The 20,218-nt window shown below is 55.2% G+C and carries 22 protein-coding genes; 19 read left to right on the top strand and 3 right to left on the bottom strand.

Features of this window, described 5'->3' with window-relative positions; all coding sequences use genetic code 11:
* Positions 1–131: 131 nt before the first annotated feature.
* The gene (metQ, locus tag EDF78_RS01945) at positions 132–944 is read left to right on the top strand and encodes a methionine ABC transporter substrate-binding lipoprotein MetQ (protein WP_095925368.1); all 813 of its coding nucleotides are present in this window, start codon (positions 132–134) and stop codon (positions 942–944) included.
* A gap of 71 nt (positions 945–1,015) precedes the next feature.
* Here the strand turns inward: metQ and EDF78_RS01940 are convergent, their stop codons facing one another.
* The 3 genes from EDF78_RS01940 to EDF78_RS01930 all read right to left on the bottom strand — a co-directional run bounded on the left by EDF78_RS01940 (position 1,016) and on the right by EDF78_RS01930 (position 2,151).
* Positions 1,016–1,375, bottom strand: a complete 360-nt coding sequence (locus tag EDF78_RS01940; RefSeq protein ID WP_131694344.1) for a hypothetical protein — start codon at positions 1,373–1,375, stop codon at positions 1,016–1,018.
* 135 nt (positions 1,376–1,510) lie between these two features.
* Complete coding sequence (locus tag EDF78_RS01935) at positions 1,511–1,846, bottom strand: nuclear transport factor 2 family protein (protein ID WP_095925366.1); 336 nt, start codon at positions 1,844–1,846, stop codon at positions 1,511–1,513.
* 125 nt (positions 1,847–1,971) lie between these two features.
* Positions 1,972–2,151 carry a DUF2158 domain-containing protein gene (locus tag EDF78_RS01930; RefSeq protein WP_095925365.1) on the bottom strand — a complete coding sequence of 60 codons (180 nt, stop codon included), beginning with the start codon at positions 2,149–2,151 and terminating at the stop codon, positions 1,972–1,974.
* A 135-nt stretch (positions 2,152–2,286) separates the two neighbouring features.
* Here EDF78_RS01930 and EDF78_RS01925 point away from each other — a divergent pair, with 135 nt between their 5' ends.
* The 18 genes from EDF78_RS01925 to nifA all read left to right on the top strand — a co-directional run bounded on the left by EDF78_RS01925 (position 2,287) and on the right by nifA (position 20,156).
* Entirely contained in the window at positions 2,287–2,718 is a 432-nt protein-coding gene (locus EDF78_RS01925) for an OsmC family protein (RefSeq protein ID WP_095925364.1), read from the top strand.
* A gap of 281 nt (positions 2,719–2,999) precedes the next feature.
* On the top strand, positions 3,000–3,875 hold the full coding sequence (nifH, locus tag EDF78_RS01920) for a nitrogenase iron protein (RefSeq protein WP_133822387.1): 876 nt from the start codon (positions 3,000–3,002) through the stop codon (positions 3,873–3,875).
* 73 nt (positions 3,876–3,948) lie between these two features.
* Entirely contained in the window at positions 3,949–5,397 is a 1,449-nt protein-coding gene (gene nifD / locus EDF78_RS01915) for a nitrogenase molybdenum-iron protein alpha chain (protein ID WP_133822386.1), read from the top strand.
* A gap of 56 nt (positions 5,398–5,453) precedes the next feature.
* The gene (nifK, locus tag EDF78_RS01910) at positions 5,454–7,022 is read left to right on the top strand and encodes a nitrogenase molybdenum-iron protein subunit beta (protein WP_133822385.1); all 1,569 of its coding nucleotides are present in this window, start codon (positions 5,454–5,456) and stop codon (positions 7,020–7,022) included.
* Positions 7,023–7,097: 75 nt separating this feature from the next.
* Entirely contained in the window at positions 7,098–7,313 is a 216-nt protein-coding gene (nifT, locus tag EDF78_RS01905; protein WP_119825839.1) for a putative nitrogen fixation protein NifT, read from the top strand.
* Between the two features lie 14 nt (positions 7,314–7,327).
* Entirely contained in the window at positions 7,328–8,002 is a 675-nt protein-coding gene (locus tag EDF78_RS01900; protein WP_133822384.1) for a NifB/NifX family molybdenum-iron cluster-binding protein, read from the top strand.
* A 172-nt stretch (positions 8,003–8,174) separates the two neighbouring features.
* Positions 8,175–9,548 carry a nitrogenase iron-molybdenum cofactor biosynthesis protein NifE gene (gene nifE, locus EDF78_RS01895; RefSeq protein WP_119825843.1) on the top strand — a complete coding sequence of 458 codons (1,374 nt, stop codon included), beginning with the start codon at positions 8,175–8,177 and terminating at the stop codon, positions 9,546–9,548.
* A 49-nt stretch (positions 9,549–9,597) separates the two neighbouring features.
* Positions 9,598–10,983 carry a nitrogenase iron-molybdenum cofactor biosynthesis protein NifN gene (gene nifN, locus EDF78_RS01890; RefSeq protein ID WP_119825845.1) on the top strand — a complete coding sequence of 462 codons (1,386 nt, stop codon included), beginning with the start codon at positions 9,598–9,600 and terminating at the stop codon, positions 10,981–10,983.
* Positions 10,970–11,434, top strand: coding sequence for a NifB/NifX family molybdenum-iron cluster-binding protein (locus EDF78_RS01885; RefSeq protein WP_119825847.1), 465 nt, complete (start codon positions 10,970–10,972; stop codon positions 11,432–11,434). The genes nifN and EDF78_RS01885 overlap by 14 nt, the downstream gene beginning before the upstream one ends.
* A 153-nt stretch (positions 11,435–11,587) precedes the next feature.
* Positions 11,588–11,926: a hypothetical protein gene (locus EDF78_RS01880; protein WP_119825849.1), complete on the top strand. Its 339-nt coding sequence runs from the start codon at positions 11,588–11,590 to the stop codon at positions 11,924–11,926.
* Between the two features lie 17 nt (positions 11,927–11,943).
* The gene (nifU, locus tag EDF78_RS01875; protein ID WP_119825851.1) at positions 11,944–12,771 is read left to right on the top strand and encodes a Fe-S cluster assembly protein NifU; all 828 of its coding nucleotides are present in this window, start codon (positions 11,944–11,946) and stop codon (positions 12,769–12,771) included.
* Between the two features lie 58 nt (positions 12,772–12,829).
* On the top strand, positions 12,830–14,035 hold the full coding sequence (gene nifS, locus EDF78_RS01870; protein ID WP_119825854.1) for a cysteine desulfurase NifS: 1,206 nt from the start codon (positions 12,830–12,832) through the stop codon (positions 14,033–14,035).
* A 14-nt stretch (positions 14,036–14,049) separates the two neighbouring features.
* Positions 14,050–15,252, top strand: a complete 1,203-nt coding sequence (gene nifV, locus EDF78_RS01865; RefSeq protein ID WP_119825856.1) for a homocitrate synthase — start codon at positions 14,050–14,052, stop codon at positions 15,250–15,252.
* Position 15,253: 1 nt separating this feature from the next.
* Positions 15,254–15,592 (top strand): nitrogenase-stabilizing/protective protein NifW, encoded by a 339-nt coding sequence (locus EDF78_RS01860; RefSeq protein WP_119825858.1) that lies wholly within the window; start codon positions 15,254–15,256, stop codon positions 15,590–15,592.
* Positions 15,589–16,032, top strand: a complete 444-nt coding sequence (locus tag EDF78_RS01855) for a nitrogen fixation protein NifZ (RefSeq protein WP_119825860.1) — start codon at positions 15,589–15,591, stop codon at positions 16,030–16,032. The genes EDF78_RS01860 and EDF78_RS01855 overlap by 4 nt, the downstream gene beginning before the upstream one ends.
* Entirely contained in the window at positions 16,029–16,823 is a 795-nt protein-coding gene (nifM, locus tag EDF78_RS01850; protein ID WP_119825862.1) for a nitrogen fixation protein NifM, read from the top strand. The genes EDF78_RS01855 and nifM overlap by 4 nt, the downstream gene beginning before the upstream one ends.
* A 292-nt stretch (positions 16,824–17,115) precedes the next feature.
* On the top strand, positions 17,116–18,603 hold the full coding sequence (gene nifL, locus EDF78_RS01845; RefSeq protein WP_119825864.1) for a nitrogen fixation negative regulator NifL: 1,488 nt from the start codon (positions 17,116–17,118) through the stop codon (positions 18,601–18,603).
* Positions 18,600–20,156, top strand: a complete 1,557-nt coding sequence (gene nifA / locus EDF78_RS01840) for a nif-specific transcriptional activator NifA (RefSeq protein WP_119825866.1) — start codon at positions 18,600–18,602, stop codon at positions 20,154–20,156. Before nifL ends, nifA begins: the two co-directional genes overlap by 4 nt.
* The last annotated feature ends 62 nt before the right edge of the window (positions 20,157–20,218 follow it).

The following is a 20,218-nucleotide window of genomic DNA, read 5'->3' as shown; positions in this document are numbered from 1 at the left end:
GGTAAATAACGCCATTTTTTCATTAGGTTATTTCTTTTTCGTATTTGCTCAACGTGTAGTGCTTTGAAACACTGGGGTCTTTGTTGAAGCGACTTCAACGTTTTCATTATTCACGGAAAGAGTAAACCTGTATGCGCATAGCAATAAAACTTTCAGTTCTGGCGTTATCTCTGGTTGGCGCACTGGCGCTGAGTGGTTGTGATCAAAAATCTAATGAGCATCACATCAAGGTCGGTATCAGTGCCGGTATCGATCAGCAAATGTGGGAAACCATCAAGAAAACCGCCAAAGACAAATACAACCTCGATGTCGAAGTGGTCACCTTCAACGATTTCGTGTTACCTAACTCTGCGCTGAGCAGTGGCGATATCGACGTCAATTCTTTCCAGCATCGTCCGTACCTGGATAAGCAAGTCAAAGAGCGCGGCTACAAACTGGTGGAAGTGGGGAAAACCTTCGTTTATCCGATCGCCGGTTACTCCCGCAAAATTAAATCCCTCGACCAGTTAAGCGATAACGCGCAGGTGGCGGTGCCAAATGATCCGACCAATCTCGGGCGTTCGCTGCTGTTGCTGCAAAAAGTCGGGCTGATCAAACTGAAAGACGGCGTTGGCCTGCTGCCTACTTCGCTGGATATCATCGAAAACCCGAAACACCTGAAGATTGTTGAAATCGAAGCGCCACAACTGACCCGCGCCATCGACGACGACAAAATCGAGCTGGCGATCATCAACACCACCTATTCAGGCCAGGTCGGGCTGACGCCGGGCAAAAACGGATTGTTTGTGGAAGACAAAGATTCGCCGTATGTGAACATCATCGTGGCGCGTGAAGACAACAAAGACAGCCAGACAGTGAAGGAACTGGTTGAGGCTTATCATACGGACGCGACAGTCAAAGCGGCGGATGAAATTTACCACGGGGATGCGGTGAAGGGCTGGTAAGTCGGGCAGGATTAAAGGGCTATCATTGAATCCTGAGATTTTATAATCTCAGGATTCAATGTGAGATTTTATCAGATATCGTTCAACATCTGCGAACGCTGATTCATGTTATTGAATACGGCGCTTTTCACACGGGCACAAATGAGTGTCTGCTTATCTTTTAATTCAAGCGCAAACATCTCTTTGGAATCTTTGTTAATCAGCGAGGCATTGGTTTTGTAAACGGCGTACGCCTCATTGAGCTGACTAAATTGTTGCTTATAAACACTGAAAGCCTGTTTATCCAGCGTTTGAAGCGCTTTGAACTCAGTGTAGCAACGGTTGTTAAGCGCTGACGGGTCCTGCTCAGCGGTCCTGGCCGTTGGTTGCGCGCACCCTGTTAAAAAGGCCGCAGCCAGAAACACTGACAGACACGCAAAATGCTTATTCATTATGGCCGGTTCCTTCATCCGATTATTCTCAGTTAATTCCGACTACTATATTCAGAAGTTTACATAATTGGAAATTATGATTACAGATAATCAATCATTACCGGTGAATAATTTAAGTCGCGTGAAACTGCATGTTTATTCAAAGTAGAACCACGCCGTTTTAATCAGCCCATTTTCCACTTCAAATACAGCGATGCTGTTCACCGGCTGGTCATAAATCCCGTAAATCATTTCATGATCGAAGACTTTGTTGCCCAGGACGGTGCGTGAAACCAGTTCAGCGCGCAACGCCTTATTGTTGAACCGGTGGTTTTTATAAAACATTTCGAGCGCTGCTTTACCTTCCAGTGAAGGCGACAAATTTGGCATTCGGTATGCGACAAAGTCGTCACTGTAGCAGGCCACAAAGGCAGCCAGATCGTGTTGATTATAAGCCTGGAACTGCTTTTCTACCGGGATAACGGCGTCCATTTATCATCACTCATTATGAATTATTATCTATTAATAACGCATATTAATTCATATAAAGAGGCGTGGCAATCGAGGGGAAACAAAAAAGGCCGCCGTAGCAGCCTGACAGGTAAACGATGCGGCGATCAGCACACGCCAAAATCACCGTCTTCATGATAGAGATCGACGGAATCCGCAGGGACTTCGATTTCCTTTTGGGAGAAATCGTCTGCGCGGGCGCACCACAAGGTGTCACCTTCAACACGCAGTACCAACATCTTCGGGCCGCCGGTTTTTGACTGAACGAGATCTTGCGGTTTAAACATCTTTTATTTCCTCTGTTTTCAATGGGTTTCTAATTTTGGGAAAGGGGTCGTGCAGGCCGCATAGCCCGGCCATCCTCGCGGTTCACTGATGAGAAGCTATACTTAATATCAATGTAATACAAACCGGAGGAAAACATGACCATTCATAAGAAAGGACAGGCGCACTGGGAAGGCGATATTAAACACGGGAAAGGTTACATCTCTTCTGAAAGCGGTGCCCTGAAAGATCAGCCGTATGGATTCAACACCCGATTTGAAGGCAAACCCGGCACCAACCCGGAAGAACTGATTGGCGCGGCGCACTCCGCCTGCTTCTCTATGGCGCTCTCCCTGATGTTGGGCGAAGCGGGACACACGCCGGAAAGTATCGATACGGTCGCAGATGTTTCACTGGATAAAGTGGATGGCGGCTTCGCGATCACCAAAATCGCGCTCGACAGCAAAGTGAAGCTGCCGGGGATCGACAAAGACAAGTTTGATGAAATCATCAAAAAAGCCAAAGCGGGATGCCCGGTTTCGCAGGTACTGAAAGCGGAAATCACGCTGACCTACCAGCTGGAAAACTGATCATCAAGTAAAAGGTGAGTTTCTAAAAAGCATAAAAGCCACGCGATGTTTGCGTGGCTTTTATGCTTTTCTGGGGCAGCCAGGCCGCTAATTTCTCCCGAAACCCGCCATCGGTTTGTTTGTTTTATAACAATCTGTACGCAGATTGTTTTCTCTGCTTCTAACATTTCCAGCTCATTAAATTTAAAACGCATATTTTTCAATGTGTTTACAGCTTTGGCATGGTGGTACAAACACTGCAATAGCCTGTATGTCAACTGGACACTACAGGAGAGAAAACAATGGCAATGCGTCAATGTGCAATCTACGGGAAAGGGGGTATTGGGAAATCCACCACCACCCAAAACCTTGTAGCGGCTCTGGCCGAAATGAACAAAAAGGTCATGATCGTCGGCTGTGATCCTAAAGCTGACTCAACCCGCCTCATTCTGCATGCGAAAGCACAGAATACGATTATGGAAATGGCTGCCGAAGTGGGCTCCGTGGAAGATCTGGAGCTGGAAGATGTGATGCAAATCGGCTACGGCGGTGTGCGCTGTGCGGAATCAGGCGGTCCGGAACCCGGTGTAGGTTGTGCCGGTCGCGGGGTGATTACCGCCATCAACTTCCTCGAAGAAGAAGGCGCGTATGTACCGGATCTGGATTTTGTGTTTTACGACGTATTGGGCGATGTGGTGTGTGGCGGTTTCGCGATGCCAATTCGTGAAAACAAAGCGCAGGAAATCTACATCGTGTGCTCCGGTGAAATGATGGCGATGTATGCCGCCAACAACATTTCCAAAGGCATCGTGAAATACGCGAAATCGGGCAAAGTTCGTCTGGCCGGGCTGATCTGTAACTCCCGCCAGACAGATCGCGAAGATGAACTGATCATCGCGCTGGCTGAAAAACTCGGCACGCAAATGATCCACTTCGTGCCACGCGACAATATCGTGCAGCGCGCTGAAATTCGCCGCATGACGGTCATCGAATATGACCCGACCTGCGCACAGGCCGATCAGTACCGCACACTGGCGAACAAAATCGTCAACAACACCAAAATGGTGGTGCCGACACCGGTCACCATGGACGAGCTGGAAGCCCTGTTAATGGAATTCGGCATTATGGAAGAAGAAGACCTGACCATCGTGGGTCGAACCGCCGCCGAAGAGGCGTGATTTCTTCCCCTTTATCCAGAGATGCACAGACCTGCGGGAATGTGCACCTTTTCAGGCAATCAGCGGAGTCTTTATGACCAGTGAAACACGCGAACGTAACGAGGCGTTGATCCAGGAAGTGCTGGAGATCTTCCCCGAGAAGGCGCTTAAAGATCGTAAGAAACACATGATGACCACCGACCCGGCGATGGAATCTGTCGGCAAATGTATTGTCTCAAACCGCAAATCACAGCCGGGCGTGATGACCGTGCGAGGCTGCGCTTACGCCGGGTCCAAAGGCGTGGTCTTTGGCCCGATCAAAGACATGGCACATATCTCCCACGGCCCGGTTGGTTGCGGACAGTATTCCCGTGCCGGACGCCGTAATTATTACACCGGCTGGAGCGGCGTGAACAGCTTCGGCACCCTCAATTTCACCAGCGATTTTCAAGAACGGGACATCGTATTTGGCGGCGATAAAAAGCTCGACAAATTGATCGACGAACTGGAGATGTTGTTCCCGCTGACCAAAGGCATTTCGGTACAGTCGGAATGTCCGGTCGGTCTGATCGGCGATGACATTTCTGCCGTCGCCAAAGCCAGCAGCGCCAAAATCGGCAAGCCGGTCGTGCCGGTACGCTGCGAGGGGTTCCGCGGTGTGTCGCAGTCGCTCGGCCATCACATTGCTAACGATGTCATCCGCGACTGGGTGCTGGATAACCGCGAAGGCAATGAATTTGAAACCACGCCTTACGACGTGGCGATTATCGGCGACTACAACATCGGCGGTGACGCCTGGGCCTCACGTATTCTGCTTGAAGAAATGGGATTGCGCGTGGTAGCGCAGTGGTCTGGTGACGGCACATTGGTAGAGATGGAAAACACCCCGAAAGTCGCGCTCAATCTGGTGCACTGCTATCGCTCGATGAACTACATCTCCCGTCATATGGAAGAAAAACACGGCATTCCGTGGATGGAATACAACTTCTTTGGCCCGACCAAAATTGCCGAATCTTTGCGCGAAATCGCGACGCGTTTTGATGAAACCATTCAGAAAAACGCCGAAGCGGTGATCGAAAAATATCAGGCGCAAACGCAGTCGGTGATCGACAAATACCGCCCGCGCCTGGAAGGGAAAAAAGTGCTGCTGTATCTCGGCGGGTTACGTCCGCGCCACATCATCGGGGCGTATGAAGACCTGGGGATGGAAATCATCGGTACAGGCTATGAATTTGGCCATAACGATGACTATGACCGCACCTTGCCGATGCTCAAAGAAGGCACCTTGCTGTTCGATGATCTGAGCAGTTATGAACTGGAAGCGTTCGTGAAAGCGCTGAAACCGGATCTTGTCGGGTCAGGCATCAAAGAAAAATACATCTTCCAGAAAATGGGCGTGCCGTTCCGCCAGATGCACTCCTGGGATTATTCCGGTCCTTATCACGGCTACGACGGTTTCGGCATTTTTGCCCGTGACATGGACATGACGCTGAACAACCCGGGCTGGAGTCAGCTTACCGCCCCCTGGTTGAAATCGGCCTGACAGAGACGACAAACATTCCGTCAGTTCACAGATTTGTGGCACGGAAGGAGAGAAACATGAGTCAAGATCTTGGCACCCCAAAATCCTGTTTCCCGCTGTTCGGGCAGGATGAATACCAGAGTATGTTCGCCAACAAACGCGCGCTGGAAGAAGCACACGATGAGGCGAAAGTGCGGGAAGTGTTTGAATGGACCACCACGCAGGAATATCAGAATCTGAACTTCTCGCGTGAAGCGCTGACCGTTGACCCTGCGAAAGCCTGCCAGCCGTTAGGTGCGGTGCTTTGCGCACTGGGCTTTGCTAACACGTTGCCGTATGTTCACGGTTCACAAGGCTGCGTGGCGTATTTCCGGACCTATTTTAACCGTCACTTCAAAGAGCCGGTGGCCTGTGTTTCCGACTCTATGACCGAAGATGCTGCTGTTTTCGGCGGAAATAACAACATGAATACCGGTCTGGAAAACGCCAGCGCGCTGTATAAGCCGGACATTATTGCCGTCTCCACCACCTGTATGGCGGAAGTGATCGGCGATGACTTGCAGGCCTTCATCGCTAACGCCAAAAAAGACGGATTTGTGGATGCCGGTATGCCTGTCCCGTATGCACATACGCCGAGCTTTTTGGGCAGTCACGTCACCGGCTGGGACAACATGTTCGAAGGTTTTGCACGCACCTTTACCACCGACGCCACAAGGGAATATCAGCCGGGCAAACTCGCCAAACTGAACGTAGTAACGGGTTTTGAAACCTATCTCGGCAACTACCGGGTGATTCACCGCATGATGGCGCAGATGGGGGTCGAATGCAGCGTCTTGTCCGATCCGTCGGAAGTGCTGGACACCCCGGCTGACGGTCATTACCGCATGTATGCCGGTGGCACCACGCAAACTGAAATGCGCGATGCCCCGGATGCCATCGACACCTTGCTGCTGCAACCGTGGCAATTGCAAAAAACCAAAAAAGTGGTGCAGGGCGACTGGCATCAGCCGGGCACCGAAGTCAGTGTGCCGATTGGCCTGGCGGCGACCGATGCCTTGCTGATGACGGTAAGCGAACTGACTGGTAAACCGATAGCTGACGCGCTGGCGACTGAACGTGGCCGTCTGGTGGATATGATGCTCGATTCCCACACCTGGCTGCACGGCAAGCGTTTCGGTTTGTACGGTGACCCGGATTTTGTGATGGGCATGACCGCATTCCTGCTGGAACTGGGCTGTGAACCGACCACCATTCTCAGCCATAACGGCAACAAGCGCTGGCAGAAAGCCATGAAGAAAATGCTGGCTGATTCGCCTTACGGACAGGACAGCGATGTGTATGTGAACTGCGATCTGTGGCATTTCCGCTCGCTGATGTTTACCCGTAAACCGGACTTTATGATCGGCAACTCTTACGGAAAATTCATTCAGCGCGACACGCTGGCCAAAGGTGAGCAGTTTGAAGTGCCGCTGATCCGCATCGGTTTCCCGATTTTCGACCGGCATCATTTGCACCGTCAGACCACCTGGGGATACGAAGGGGCGATGAGCATTCTGACGCAACTGGTGAATGCGGTGCTCGAACAGCTTGATCGCGAAACCATGAAGCTTGGCAAAACCGACTACAGCTTCGACCTGATCCGCTAAAACCCCCGCCCCGTCACCAAACCGTGTCGGGGCACTTCTTTTTACCGCCAGGGCGCGTGGCGCCGGGAGGGGCTTATGCCGATGGTTATTTTCCGGCTGCGTAATGACAGTCTTTATTGCTATATCGCGAAACAGGATATGGAGGCCAGAGTAGTAGAACTGGAGCATAACCATCCGCAGATGTGGGGCGGACGTGTCTGTCTGGAAGGAGGGAAAGCGTATTACGTGGCACCTCAGCCGGGCATTCCGGCGTTTCCCGTCAGCCTGCGGGCAACCCGTTCAGAACTGTGAGAGGAGTGAATCCGATGTCAAAAGACGATCTGCTGTTCTGGCGTTTATTCGCCGTGGTGCAATTATTCCCGGAAATCCCACCGCCGGAGATTCTGGTCTGGCTGACACAGGGTAGCCGTGAAAATGATGACAATATCGGGCTGGTGCATTTGCAGGCCATGAGCCTCGAAGAACTGGAGGCGACATTTCCGGGTGACGCCGGAAAAGTGACGATCAGCCGCTGGCAGTCGCTGATGAGTTGCCTGCAAGGGCAATTGCCACCGCATCTGAGTCCGACTGAAAACTGCCGCCAGCCACAGCAGCTAAGGGTCGCTTTTTCATCTCTGGATGGCATCACGGTCAACGGCCATTTCGGGCAGTCGCATCTGTTTTTCATCTATGCGTTCGACAGCGACGGGCCGTATCTGATGGCGCTGCGCCGTACACCGGTTTCACCGGACGGAGAAGAGTCGAATGAAACCCGCGCGCGGCTGATCAACGACTGTCATCTGCTGTTCTGTGAAGCCATTGGCGGCCCGGCGGCGGCGCGGATCATCCGCCACAATATCCATCCGGTCAAAGTGCTGCCCGGCGTCAGCATTGCCTCACAGCTTGACGCGCTGCAACGCATGCTGACCGAAAACATGCCGCCGTGGCTGGCGCGCCGTTTAGGCAAAAGCAATCCGCTGGAAAACCGTCTGTTCAGTTAACATTCCTTTACGGGGCGTGGTCTGCGCCCCCGACATCCGTTGCCTCCTTTGTTTTCTTTGTGTCCTTTGTCATAAATACGACAAAAAAATCACCTTAAAAAACAGTGTGTAACCCACTGGCCTGCTCCTTGCAACATTCAGCCTGATACTTATCTGTCATGACGAGGTTGCGATGAAGGCAAAAGAGATTCTGGCACTGATTGATGAGCCAGCCTGTGAGCATAACCACAAGCAGAAGTCGGGTTGCAGCCTGCCGAAACCGGGCGCAACGGCGGGCGGCTGTGCGTTCGACGGCGCACAGATTGCGCTGCTGCCGGTAGCGGATGTCGCGCATCTGGTTCACGGCCCTATCGGCTGTACCGGCAGTTCGTGGGATAACCGTGGCAGCCGCAGCTCCGGCCCCGCCATCAACCGCATGGGCTTTACCACCGACATGAGCGAGCAGGATGTGATCATGGGGCGCGGCGAGCGCCGCCTGTTTCACGCCGTGCAGCACATTGTCAGTCATTACCATCCGGCGGCGGTGTTTATTTACAACACCTGCGTACCGGCGATGGAAGGGGATGACGTCGAAGCCGTATGCCGCGCCGCATCGGCCGCCGCCGGGGTGCCGGTCATTGCCGTCGATGCCGCCGGTTTCTACGGCAGCAAAAACCTCGGTAACCGCATTGCCGGGGACGTGATGGTCAAAAAAGTCATCGGCCAGCGCGAACCCGCACCGTGGCCGGTAAACTCACCGATCCCCGCCGGGCATCGTCACAGCATCAGCCTGATTGGCGAATTCAATATTGCCGGTGAATTCTGGCACGTTCTGCCGCTCCTGGATGAACTCGGGATCCGCGTGTTGTGCAGCCTCTCCGGTGATTCCCGATTTGCCGAAATCCAGACCATGCATCGTGGCGAAGCCAACATGCTGGTGTGCTCGCGGGCGCTGATCAACGTCGCCCGCAAAATGGAAGAGCGTTATCAGATCCCCTGGTTTGAAGGCAGTTTTTACGGTCTGCGTTCAATGGCCGATTCCCTGCGCACTCTCGCCGCGTTGCTCAACGACCCGGATTTACAGGCACGTACGGAGCGTCTGATTGAGCGCGAGGAGGCGGCGACAAATCTAGCGCTCGCGCCTTACCGAGCAAGGCTCAGCGGACGCAAGGCGCTGCTGTATACCGGAGGGGTGAAATCCTGGTCGGTGGTTTCGGCGTTACAGGATTTAGGTATCACGGTGGTGGCGACCGGCACCCGAAAATCGACTGAAGAGGACAAACAGCGTATTCGCGAACTGATGGGCGAAGATGTGCTGATGCTGGACGAAGGCAATGCCAGAACCCTGCTCGATACCCTCTATCGTTTCGGCGGCGACATCATGATCGCCGGGGGACGCAACATGTATACCGCCTACAAAGCCCGCCTGCCGTTTCTGGATATCAATCAGGAGCGCGAGCATGCCTTTGCCGGTTATCACGGCCTGATAAATCTGGCAGAACAGTTGTGTATCACCCTGGAAAGCCCTGTCTGGGCGCAGGTCAACCGTCTGGCACCGTGGCGCTGAACTGACCGGCTGTCAGCGCTGTTTTGACTCATTGTTTCGGAGACTGTGTATGGCCCAAATTCTGCGTAATACCAAGCCGCTTGCCACCACGCCTGTTAAAAGCGGGCAACCCCTCGGGGCGATCCTGGCCAGTCAGGGGCTGGAAAATTGCATCCCGCTGGTTCACGGTGCACAAGGTTGCAGCGCTTTTGCCAAAGTATTCTTTATCCAGCACTTTCATGATCCGATCCCGTTGCAGTCCACGGCAATGGAATCGACCACCACCATTATGGGCTCGGACGGCAACGTCATTACTGCGCTGACCACCCTGTGCCAGCGCAGTAATCCGAAAGCCATTGTGATCCTGAGCACCGGACTGTCGGAAGCGCAGGGCAGTGATTTGTCGATGGCGCTGCGTGAGTTTCGCGACAAAGAACCGCGTTTTAACGCTATCGCCATTCTGACCGTTAACACGCCGGATTTTTACGGCTCGCTGGAAAACGGCTACAGCGCGCTGATGGAAAGCGTGATCACTCAGTGGGTGCCGGAAAAACCGCCGGCCGGTATGCGTAACAAGCGCGTGAACCTGCTTGTCAGCCATCTGCTGACGCCGGGGGATGTGGAATTACTGCGCAGCTATGTCGAAGCCTTCGGCCTGCAACCGGTGTTCCTGCCGGATTTATCGCAGTCGCTGGACGGGCATCTGGCGAATGGTGATTTCCATCCGGTCACACAGGGCGGCACGTCGCAACGCCAGATTGAACAAATGGGACAGAGCCTGACCACCATCACTATCGGCAGTTCGCTTAACTGCGCCGCCAGTCTGATGGCAATGCGCAGCCGGGGCATGGCGCTGAACCTGCCGCACCTGATGACACTGGAAAACGTCGACAGCCTGATCCGCCATCTGCATCAGGTGTCAGGCCGCGAGGTCCCGGCATGGATTGAGCGTCAGCGCGGCCAACTGCTGGACGCGATGATCGACTGCCACAGCTGGCTGCAATCACAGCGGATTGCGCTGGCGGCAGAAGCCGATTTGCTGGTGGCGTGGTGCGATTTCGCGCAGAGCCAGGGGATGCGTGTCGGGCCGGTGATTGCGCCGGTGAATCAGCAGTCTCTGGCCGGGCTGCCGGTCGGACAGGTGGTGATCGGCGATCTGGAAGATTTACAAACCCGGCTCGACAGCCAGCGGGTGTCAATGCTGGTAGCGAATTCCCACGCCGCACCGCTGGCGGAAAAAAACGGCATTGCGCTGGTGCGTGCCGGGTTCCCGCTTTACGACCGCCTCGGGGAGTTCCGCCGCGTGCGACAGGGCTACGCGGGCATTCGCGACACCTTGTTCGAACTCGCCAACCTGATACAGGAACGTCATCACATGCTGGCGGCGTATCACTCACCGCTCAAACAGGCGTTCTGCCTGAACCCGGAAGCGGAGGTCAGCCATGAGGCGCTCTAACCGTTATCTCGACACCGTCAGTGCCACGCAGTGGCCGATGCAGGTGGCATTCGCCAGTTCCGATTATCACCACGTTGACCAGCATTTCGGTGCCACCACGCGGCTGGTGGTGTACGGCGTGAAGCAGGATCAGGTGCAACTGCTGCGGGTAGCGGAGTTCAGCGCTGAATCCGGCCATCAGCAGGAAAAAATAGCCAGCCGGATGGCGGCGCTGGAGGACTGCGTGACGCTCTATTGCCTGGCGATTGGCGATTCAGTGTTCCGTCAGTTGCTGGAAATTGGCGTGCGGGCGATCAAAGTGCCGCAAGACACCGACATCGCACATCTGCTCAAACAAACACAGCAACACTGGTCTGCGGCAGAACGTCAGGTGACGCGGCGCAACCGTGATCCCGGCCGCTTCGACAAACTGATGGCGGGGGAAGAGTGGCAGGAGGAAGACCGTCCGTAAGCTTGTGTCATCTGTATGACAAACCTGACAAACATCGCGACATCGTTGTGGGAATTACGTGCAGCAGCAGGGCCTATGTGATTGATATAAGGCTAATAATGTGACTGGCATCACAATTGCTCAGTAATAAGAAACCCGTACAGAAGGCGACACATGATGGTAATTGAACCCGCCGTTTTTGACCGTTTACTGGCGTTACAACGACAACTGTCCCCGCAAGGGGGGGGACTGCGCATGACATTAGGCGGTGACCCGTGCGGTGGCTGGAAAGTCGGGCTGCACTGGAGCGCGGCCTTTCAGCCGCGTGACCACGTGGAAATGATCAACGGCTTACGTCTGCTGGCCGATCCCCTGCACTGGACGCTGTTACAAAACGCCACGTTGTCTGCCGGTGAGCAGAACAGCCGCGCCGGAATTCGGGTGGTGTTGCCTGCGGTATCCGCCTGTCAGTGCGAAAGTGGCAACTGTACGACATCACCCGAACTGGGTTAATCAAAGGGGTTAAAGATATGTGGAATTATTCAGAGAAAGTGAAAGAGCATTTTTTTAATCCGCGTAACGCCAAAGTCGTGGATGAAGCGAACGCCATCGGTGATGTGGGTTCACTGAGCTGCGGCGACGCACTGCGTCTGATGCTGAAAGTGGATCCTGAGACGGAAATTATTCTGGATGCCGGATTCCAGACCTTTGGCTGCGGTAGCGCCATTGCGTCATCGTCGGCGCTGACAGAACTGATTATCGGCCGCAGCCTCACACAGGCGCAGCAGGTGAGCAATCAGCAAATTGCTGACTATCTCGACGGTCTTCCACCGGAAAAAATGCACTGTTCAGTGATGGGACAGGAAGCACTGCGTGCTGCCATCAATCATTACCGGGGGGAAGCGCCGGATGAAGATCACGAAGAAGGGGCGCTTATCTGCAAATGTTTTGCCGTCGATGAAGCACAAATCCGCCGCGCGGTGCTCGCCAACGGTCTGACCACGCTTGAGGAGGTGATCAATTACACCAAAGCCGGCGGCGGTTGCACCTCATGTCACGAAAAAATCGAGTTGTGTCTGGACGAAATCATCAAAGAGCATCCGGAGAAAATACCGGTGGCGGCAAACGTCAGGGATGAAAACTGGCTGGCGGTGGAAGAAGTGGTGGCGTCTTTGCGCCCGCACATCAGGGCCGACGGCGGTGATATGTCGCTGGTGCGTGTCGAAGGACAGGACGTCACCGTGGCGCTTTCCGGCAGTTGCAGTGGCTGCATGATGACTGACATGACGCTGGCCTGGCTGCAACAAAAACTGGTTGAACGCATGGGCCGTTATATGCGTGTAGTTTGCGCCGCCTAGTCTGTGCCACCTGGTGCGCACAACAGAACGACATCCGCCCGGTAATGAGGAACAGACAATGAAAAATGTGTATCTGGATAACAACGCCACCACCCGTATTGACCCGATGGTGCTGGAAGCGATGATGCCGTATCTGCGCGACTATTACGGCAATCCCTCCTCGATTCATGATTTCGGTGAGCCGTGCCGGGCGGGCCTCGAACGCGCCCGCGAACAGGTGGCGAGCCTGCTGGGCGCGGCTTACACCAGCGAAATTATTTTCACCTCCTGCGCCACCGAAGCCACGTCGACGGCCATTTACTCGGCCATTGCGCTGGCACCGGAGCGCCGCGAAATTATCACCACCGCCGTGGAACACCCGGCCACCCTGGCCGTGTGCGAACATCTTGAACGTCAGGGTTATATGATCCACCGCATTGGTGTCACCGGGGAAGGTGCGCTGGATACCGCCCATTATTACGATGCGCTCAGTGAAAACGTCGCACTGGTCACTATGATGTGGGCCAACAACGAAACCGGCGTGCTGTTTCCTGTCGCCGAAATGGCCACCGCTGCGCATGAACGCGGCATTCTGTTCCACTGCGACGCGGTGCAGGCGGTGGGCAAAATCCCGATTTCACTGCGTGCCACCGATATCGATATGCTGTCGTGCTCGGCGCATAAAATTCACGGGCCGAAGGGCTGCGGCTGTCTGTATCTGCGACGCAATACCCGCTTTCGTCCGCTGGTGCGCGGCGGTCATCAGGAACGCGGACGCCGCGCAGGAACTGAGAATATTGCCGGAATTGTCGGCATGGGGGCGGCCTGTGAACTGGCGGACGTGCATCTGCCCATGATGGCTTCAGTACAGGAAATGCGTGACCAGCTGGAGACTGGCCTGCTGACCTGCATTCCTCACACCCTGCTGATGGGCGCGAACCAGCCGCGCACGCCGAATACCGTCAATATCGCCTTCGAATACATCGAAGGTGAAGCCATTCTGCTGTTGCTCAACCATTGCGGTATTGCCGCTTCCAGCGGCAGTGCCTGTACGTCGGGTTCGCTCGAACCGTCGCACGTGATGCGCGCCATGAATATTCCTTACACCGCCGCGCACGGCAGTATCCGTTTCTCCCTGTCCCGTTTTACCCGCGAAAGGGAAATTGAATGGACGATTGAACAGATGCCGGACATCGTGGCCCGCCTGCGCACGCTGTCACCTTACTGGCAGCAGGATAAACCGCAAATTGCGCAGGGCGGCCTGTTTGCGCCGACCTACGGCTGAAACAGGAGGCAGCGATGGCGGCTTCAGAAGCGACACAGACCGGTGCCGGCAACAGGCCACTGGCGGTCACAATCAACGACACCACCTTGCGCGATGGCGAACAAAGTCCGGGAGTGGCATTTCGGGCCAGTGAAAAACTGGACATCGCCCGGGCGCTGGTGAATGCCGGGGTCCGCGAGCTGGAAGCGGGGACCCCGGCGATGGGTGAAGAAGAGTGTGTACGGCTGGCAATTTTGCGCCGACAACTGCCGGACACGGTGATGATGTCATGGTGCCGGATGAATGCAGCAGAAATTCACGACTCCGCGCGGGTGGGTATGAACTGGGTGGATATCTCGGTTCCGGCATCCGATTTGCTGCGCGAGCAGAAACTTCATCAGCCATGGCCTGCGGTGATTGCCTCACTTAAACCGCTGGTACAACTGGCGCGGCGTCTGGGTATGCGGGTCAGTCTGGGATGCGAGGATGCTTCGCGTTCTGCCGATGAAACCCTGCAAATGCTGGCGGAAGTCGCGGCAGATCTGGGCATTGAGCGGATGCGGTTTGCCGATACGCTGGGTATTCTCGATCCGTTCAGCACCTTTGCACGCGTTTCGGCGCTGCGCCGGCACTGGCACGGCGAACTGGAAATGCATGCGCATAACGATCTGGGCATGGCCACTGCCAATACACTGGCGGCGGTCAGGGCGGGTGCGACGCATGTGAACACCACGGTGCTCGGACTCGGCGAACGGGCGGGCAATGCGGCGCTGGAAAGTGTGACGTTGTCACTTGACCGTTGCCTGCATCTCGACTGTGGTATCGATTTCACCGAACTGCCGGAGTTGTGCCGCATCGTCGCAGCAGCGGCGGGGAGAACTATTGACCTGCAGCATCCGCTGGTTGGCGGGCAGGTTTTCACTCACGAATCCGGTTTGCATGTGGCGGCACTGCTGCGCGATCCGCGCAGTTATCAGGGCATCGATCCCTCGCTGGTCGGACGGGAATTTAATCTGGTGCTTGGCAAACACTCCGGCAGGCAGGCGGTGAGCGGCATCTGCGCGCGTCTGGGGTATATCCTCAGCGAGACACAAACCCTGTCGATGTTGCAGGAAGTGAAACGCTTTGCCGAGCATCTCAAACGCAATCCGGGTGAGGAGGAAGTGATCGCTATGTGCCAGATGCGCATGGATGATCAGATCCCGTTCGAAGGACAACTTCAGGCACAGGGAGGCTGATATGGACTGGTTTACCCGTATTGAAGGCGTTGATGAGCTGGGATCGGCGCAGTCGTTTTTCGATTTTTTCGAACTGGAGGTGGACCCGCTCCTGTTACGCAGCCGCCATCTGCACATCATGGCGCAGTTTAACCAGCGGCTGACGGCAGCCGTGCCGGTACACGTTGTCAATGAGGAAGAATCTGACCGCGCTGACTGGCGCCTGGCCCGGCGTCTGCTGGCCGAAAGCTACCAGCACACCGTGGCCGGGCCGCTGAATACGCAGTCCGTGCTGGCGGTGTATCAGCGTAATAACGGCAGCTTTATCGACTGGAACGAGTTGCTGGAGGTAAGGCCATGAAACCGGTATTTGAGGTCGACCAGCAGGTGAGAGTGACACGCATCGTACGCGATGACGGTACGTTCGCGGGTAAAACGCGCGGCGACTTACTGATCCGCCGTGGCAGTCTGGGATACGTACGTGAATGGGGGGTATTTTTGCAGGACACCATCGTGTATCAGGTGCATTTTCTCGACGACGACCTGATTGTCGGCTGTCGCGAACAGGAGCTGATCGCCGGTGATGCCCCCTGGCTGGCGGGTGCTTTTCAATACGGTGACCGGGTCAGTTCGCGTCGCAGTCTGGTTATCCGTGGTGAAGTGGTGGTGCCGCCGGGTGGCATGGGCCGCGTGATGGGCTGTGAACCGCTGGACAGCATTTTTCATTATCAGGTTTTGTTTGCGCAGCGGATATTTCAGGTGCCCGAACATGCGCTGAAGCTCGAGGAGGAGCTGGCATGAGTATCCCTGTGTGGCACCGCTACAGCCGCCGGAAGCTGGCAAAACAGATGAACCTGAGTGAAGAACTCAGCCCGGCGTCAGCACAGTATCAGCAGTTTATCGAAGCCTGGCAGCGTCAGCAGGTGATAGAAGAAGCCGTGACGCAGGCGGCGCTGGCGAGATCTCTCACTATTGAACCGCAGTCGGTAGACGTGACGCGGCAGGCGCTGGCGGCCGAGCTGCCTGAGCTGGGACTGACTGTCACCGAGACCGAAGAACTGGTGTTACATCAGACGCTGTTGCGCGAACAGTTAAACTGGGTGCAGCAACAGGCACCGCTGCCGGATGATGCGCAGGTGGAGGCATGGTATCGCGGGCACGCGCAGCATTTTATCCGTCCAGAACAGCGTTACACCCGCCATCTGTTACTGACCGTGGAAGGCAATTCTCCGGCGGTTCATGATCAGATTGAAGCCATTGCGCACCGTGTGCGTGACGGGCATGAGCTGTTTGCCCGCGAGGCGCTGCGATATTCTCACTGCCCGAGTGCGATGGGCGGCGGTGTGCTTGGCTGGGTGGGGCGCGGCATTCTTTACCCGCAGCTTGAAGATGTGCTGTTTCGCCTTGAGGCCGGACAACTCAGCACCGGTATTGAAACCGAACTGGGCTGGCATCTGTTGTTGTGCGAACAAATCCGCCTGCCGCAACCTTTGCCAAAAGCCGATGCCTTATTGCTGGTGCGTCAGCAACTGACCAGCCGCCAGCAGAAACAGTTTCAGCGCCATTGGATCCGGCAACTGATCAGCGCCTGAACCGGTATTTCCCTGCCAGTTTCATTGCCCGCTTTGCACAACAATCGTTCATTTCCGTCCTGCGCTGCCTTATAACGGCGCAGGGGGAACCCTTCTCCTGCATGATGCCGCGCCGCTGTCTGCCTGCTTTGTGGCAAAAAAGATTCAACTTTGCGTCTTAACCCTGAAAACACCCTGTTCAGATCAACCTTTGTTCAGATGAGTCCGCGAAAGGCCTGCATATTGCAGGGTTATTACGGGTGGTTCAGGTGTGATTTGGGTTCCGGCATTGCGCAATAAAGGGGAGAAAGACATGAGCATTACGGCGTTATCAGCATCATTTCCTGAGGGGAATATCGCCAGCCGTTTGTCGCTGCAACATCCTTCACTGTTTTATACCGTGGTTGAACAATCATCGGTGGCGATTTCGCTGACCGATCCGCAGGCGCGCATTTGTTATGCCAATCCGGCATTCTGCCGCCAGACGGGTTTTGCACTTGAGACGCTGATGGGGGAAAACCACCGGCTGCTGGCCAGCCAGCAAACGCCGAAACATATCTATGACGAGATGTGGCGCACGTTATTGCAGGGTAAACCCTGGAGCGGCCAGCTGATCAACCGGCGTAATAACCGTTCACTTTATCTGGCGGATGTCACTATCACGCCTGTTTTAGGCGCGGACGGGCAGGTGGAGCATTACCTCGGCATGCACAAAGATATCAGCGAGAAATACGCGCTGGAACAGCGGTTACGTAATCACATCACCTTATTCACGGAAGTACTGAATAACATTCCCGCTGCCGTGGTGGTGGTGGATGAACAGGACAATGTGGTGATGGACAATCTGGCCTACAAAACATTGTGCGCTGACTGTGGTGGTAAAGAACTGCTGGCCGAAATGGGCTATCCGCAACTCAAAGAGGAACTGAACAGCGGCGAACCGGTGCCGGTTTCGATGCGCGGCAACGTACGGTGGTTTTCTTTCGGTCAGTGGACATTGCAGGGCGTCAATGAAGAGGCCAGCCGCTTCTTTACCGGCATTACCGCGCGCGGAAAACTGATTGTTCTCACCGACTGCACCGATCAGCATCACCGTCAGTTGCAGGGTTATCTTGACCGTCTCAAGCAAAAACTTACCAACGGCAAATTACTGGCGGCCATCCGCGAATCCCTCGATGCCGCGCTTATCCAGCTTAACGGGCCTATCAATATGCTGGCGGCTGCGCGTCGTCTTAATGGCGAAGAAGGCAATAACATGGCACTGGAATTTGCCTGGCGTGAGGGTGAGCAGGCGGTAAGCCGGTTGCAAGCCTGTCGTCCGTCACTGGATTTTGAACCGCAGGCCGAATGGCCTGTGAGTGAATTTTTCGACGATCTGAACGCGTTGTACGACAGCCATTTTCTCAGTGAGGGCGAATTGCGTTGTGTGGTCACACCGGCTGATTTGCATGCCTTCGGGCAACGAACGCAAATCCTTACCGCCCTTAGCTTATGGATTGATCACACGTTGTCACAAGCGCAGACCATGCCGTCTCTGACGCTTTCGGTGAGTATTGTGGCCAGGCAGGACGCTGGCTGGCTGTGTTTTGACATTACCGATAACGTGCCGCGTGAGCTGGTACGTTATGCCCGTCCGGAAGCGGCGTTTTCCCGTCCGGGGAATGGTATGGAACTGCGTCTTATCCAGACGCTGATCGCCCATCACCGTGGTTCTTTAGATCTCTCGGGCCGCCCGGATGGCGGTACTTCTCTGACGCTACGCCTGCCGGTACAGCAGGTTATCTCCGGAGGCTTAAAATGACCCAGTCACCTACCGCCGGGCCGGTTGTCCGGCGCTTTGATATGTCTGCCCAGTTTACGGCTCTTTACCGTATCAGCGTGGCGCTGAGTCAGGAAAGCAATACCGCGCGCGCACTGGAGGCGATCCTCGAAGTGCTGCACGAACATGCTTTTATGCAATACGGCATGGTGTGTCTGTTCAATAAAGAACGTAATGCGTTGTTTGTGGAGTCGCTGCACGGTATCGACGGCGAAAGGAAAAAAGAGACCCGCCATGTCCGTTACCGCGTGGGAGAAGGTGTGATTGGTGCAGTGATGAGCCAGTGTCAGCCGCTGGTGTTGCCGCGCGTTTCAGACGACCAGCGTTTCCTTGACCGCCTGAATATTTACGATTACAGCCTGCCGCTGATTGGCGTGCCAATCCCCGGTGCGGATAATCAGCCTGCGGGCGTGCTGGTGGCACAGCCGATGGCGCTGCATGAAGACCGTCTTCCGGCCAGTACGCGTTTTTTAGAAATGGTGGCGAATCTCATCAGCCAGCCGCTGCGTTCCGCCACGCCGCCGGAGTCTTTGCCAGCCCAGACGCCGGTGCGTTGCAGCGTCCCGCGTCAGTTTGGTTTCGAGCAGATGGTCGGTAAAAGTCAGGCGATGCGCCAGACCATGGACATTTTACGTCAGGTTTCCAAATGGGATACCACCGTGCTGGTACGTGGCGAAAGCGGCACTGGTAAGGAGCTTATCGCCAATGCCATTCATTACAACTCGCCACGAGCAGCCGCGCCGTTTGTGAAATTTAACTGTGCGGCACTGCCGGATAACTTGCTGGAAAGTGAGCTGTTCGGCCATGAAAAAGGGGCGTTTACCGGCGCTATACGCACCCGAAAAGGGCGCTTTGAACTGGCGGACGGCGGCACATTATTTCTCGATGAAATTGGTGAATCGAGCGCGTCGTTTCAGGCCAAACTGCTGCGCATTTTGCAGGAAGGTGAAATGGAACGGGTCGGCGGCGATACCACGCTGAAAGTCGATGTGCGCATTATTGCTGCCACCAACCGTAATCTTGAGGAAGAAGTGCGTGCCGGGAATTTTCGCGAAGACCTGTATTATCGCCTGAACGTGATGCCGGTTTCGCTGCCTGCACTGCGTGAAAGGCTGGATGATATCGCCGATCTGGCGCCGTTTCTGGTCAAAAAGATTGCGCTGCGTCAGGGGCGGGAACTGCGCATCAGCGACGGTGCGGTGCGTTTGCTGATGACCTACAGCTGGCCGGGCAACGTGCGTGAACTGGAAAACTGTCTCGAACGGGCGTCGGTAATGACCGATGAAGGGTTGATCGACCGCGACGTGATCCTGTTCAATCACCACGAATCCCCGGCGCTGTCCGTCAAACCCGGCCTGCCGCTGGCGACAGATGAAAGCTGGCTGGATCAGGAACTCGACGAACGCCAGCGGGTGATTGCCGCACTGGAGAAAACCGGCTGGGTGCAGGCCAAAGCGGCCCGACTGCTGGGCATGACACCGCGCCAGATTGCCTACCGAATCCAGATTATGGACATCAACATGCACCGTATCTGATCTGATATCCTCACACGGTGGCGTGCCGGCCTTGTTGCTTTTGAAACAATGTCGGCACAACG

Source organism: Rahnella sp. BIGb0236, from assembly GCF_004364755.1.
In the GTDB taxonomy this organism is placed as follows: domain Bacteria; phylum Pseudomonadota; class Gammaproteobacteria; order Enterobacterales; family Enterobacteriaceae; genus Rahnella; species Rahnella victoriana.
The sequence above is the reverse complement of the archived record's forward strand: the minus strand, read 5'-3'. Positions and strand labels throughout refer to the sequence as shown.

Coding starts and splice junctions, on each gene's coding strand:
- metQ (WP_095925368.1), top strand. CDS start 132: ATGCGCATAGCAATAAAACTTTCAGTTCTGGCGTTATCTCTGGTTGGC.
- EDF78_RS01940 (WP_131694344.1), bottom strand. CDS start 1,375: ATGAATAAGCATTTTGCGTGTCTGTCAGTGTTTCTGGCTGCGGCCTTT.
- EDF78_RS01935 (WP_095925366.1), bottom strand. CDS start 1,846: ATGGACGCCGTTATCCCGGTAGAAAAGCAGTTCCAGGCTTATAATCAA.
- EDF78_RS01930 (WP_095925365.1), bottom strand. CDS start 2,151: ATGTTTAAACCGCAAGATCTCGTTCAGTCAAAAACCGGCGGCCCGAAG.
- EDF78_RS01925 (WP_095925364.1), top strand. CDS start 2,287: ATGACCATTCATAAGAAAGGACAGGCGCACTGGGAAGGCGATATTAAA.
- nifH (WP_133822387.1), top strand. CDS start 3,000: ATGGCAATGCGTCAATGTGCAATCTACGGGAAAGGGGGTATTGGGAAA.
- nifD (WP_133822386.1), top strand. CDS start 3,949: ATGACCAGTGAAACACGCGAACGTAACGAGGCGTTGATCCAGGAAGTG.
- nifK (WP_133822385.1), top strand. CDS start 5,454: ATGAGTCAAGATCTTGGCACCCCAAAATCCTGTTTCCCGCTGTTCGGG.
- nifT (WP_119825839.1), top strand. CDS start 7,098: ATGCCGATGGTTATTTTCCGGCTGCGTAATGACAGTCTTTATTGCTAT.
- EDF78_RS01900 (WP_133822384.1), top strand. CDS start 7,328: ATGTCAAAAGACGATCTGCTGTTCTGGCGTTTATTCGCCGTGGTGCAA.
- nifE (WP_119825843.1), top strand. CDS start 8,175: ATGAAGGCAAAAGAGATTCTGGCACTGATTGATGAGCCAGCCTGTGAG.
- nifN (WP_119825845.1), top strand. CDS start 9,598: ATGGCCCAAATTCTGCGTAATACCAAGCCGCTTGCCACCACGCCTGTT.
- EDF78_RS01885 (WP_119825847.1), top strand. CDS start 10,970: ATGAGGCGCTCTAACCGTTATCTCGACACCGTCAGTGCCACGCAGTGG.
- EDF78_RS01880 (WP_119825849.1), top strand. CDS start 11,588: ATGATGGTAATTGAACCCGCCGTTTTTGACCGTTTACTGGCGTTACAA.
- nifU (WP_119825851.1), top strand. CDS start 11,944: ATGTGGAATTATTCAGAGAAAGTGAAAGAGCATTTTTTTAATCCGCGT.
- nifS (WP_119825854.1), top strand. CDS start 12,830: ATGAAAAATGTGTATCTGGATAACAACGCCACCACCCGTATTGACCCG.
- nifV (WP_119825856.1), top strand. CDS start 14,050: ATGGCGGCTTCAGAAGCGACACAGACCGGTGCCGGCAACAGGCCACTG.
- EDF78_RS01860 (WP_119825858.1), top strand. CDS start 15,254: ATGGACTGGTTTACCCGTATTGAAGGCGTTGATGAGCTGGGATCGGCG.
- EDF78_RS01855 (WP_119825860.1), top strand. CDS start 15,589: ATGAAACCGGTATTTGAGGTCGACCAGCAGGTGAGAGTGACACGCATC.
- nifM (WP_119825862.1), top strand. CDS start 16,029: ATGAGTATCCCTGTGTGGCACCGCTACAGCCGCCGGAAGCTGGCAAAA.
- nifL (WP_119825864.1), top strand. CDS start 17,116: ATGAGCATTACGGCGTTATCAGCATCATTTCCTGAGGGGAATATCGCC.
- nifA (WP_119825866.1), top strand. CDS start 18,600: ATGACCCAGTCACCTACCGCCGGGCCGGTTGTCCGGCGCTTTGATATG.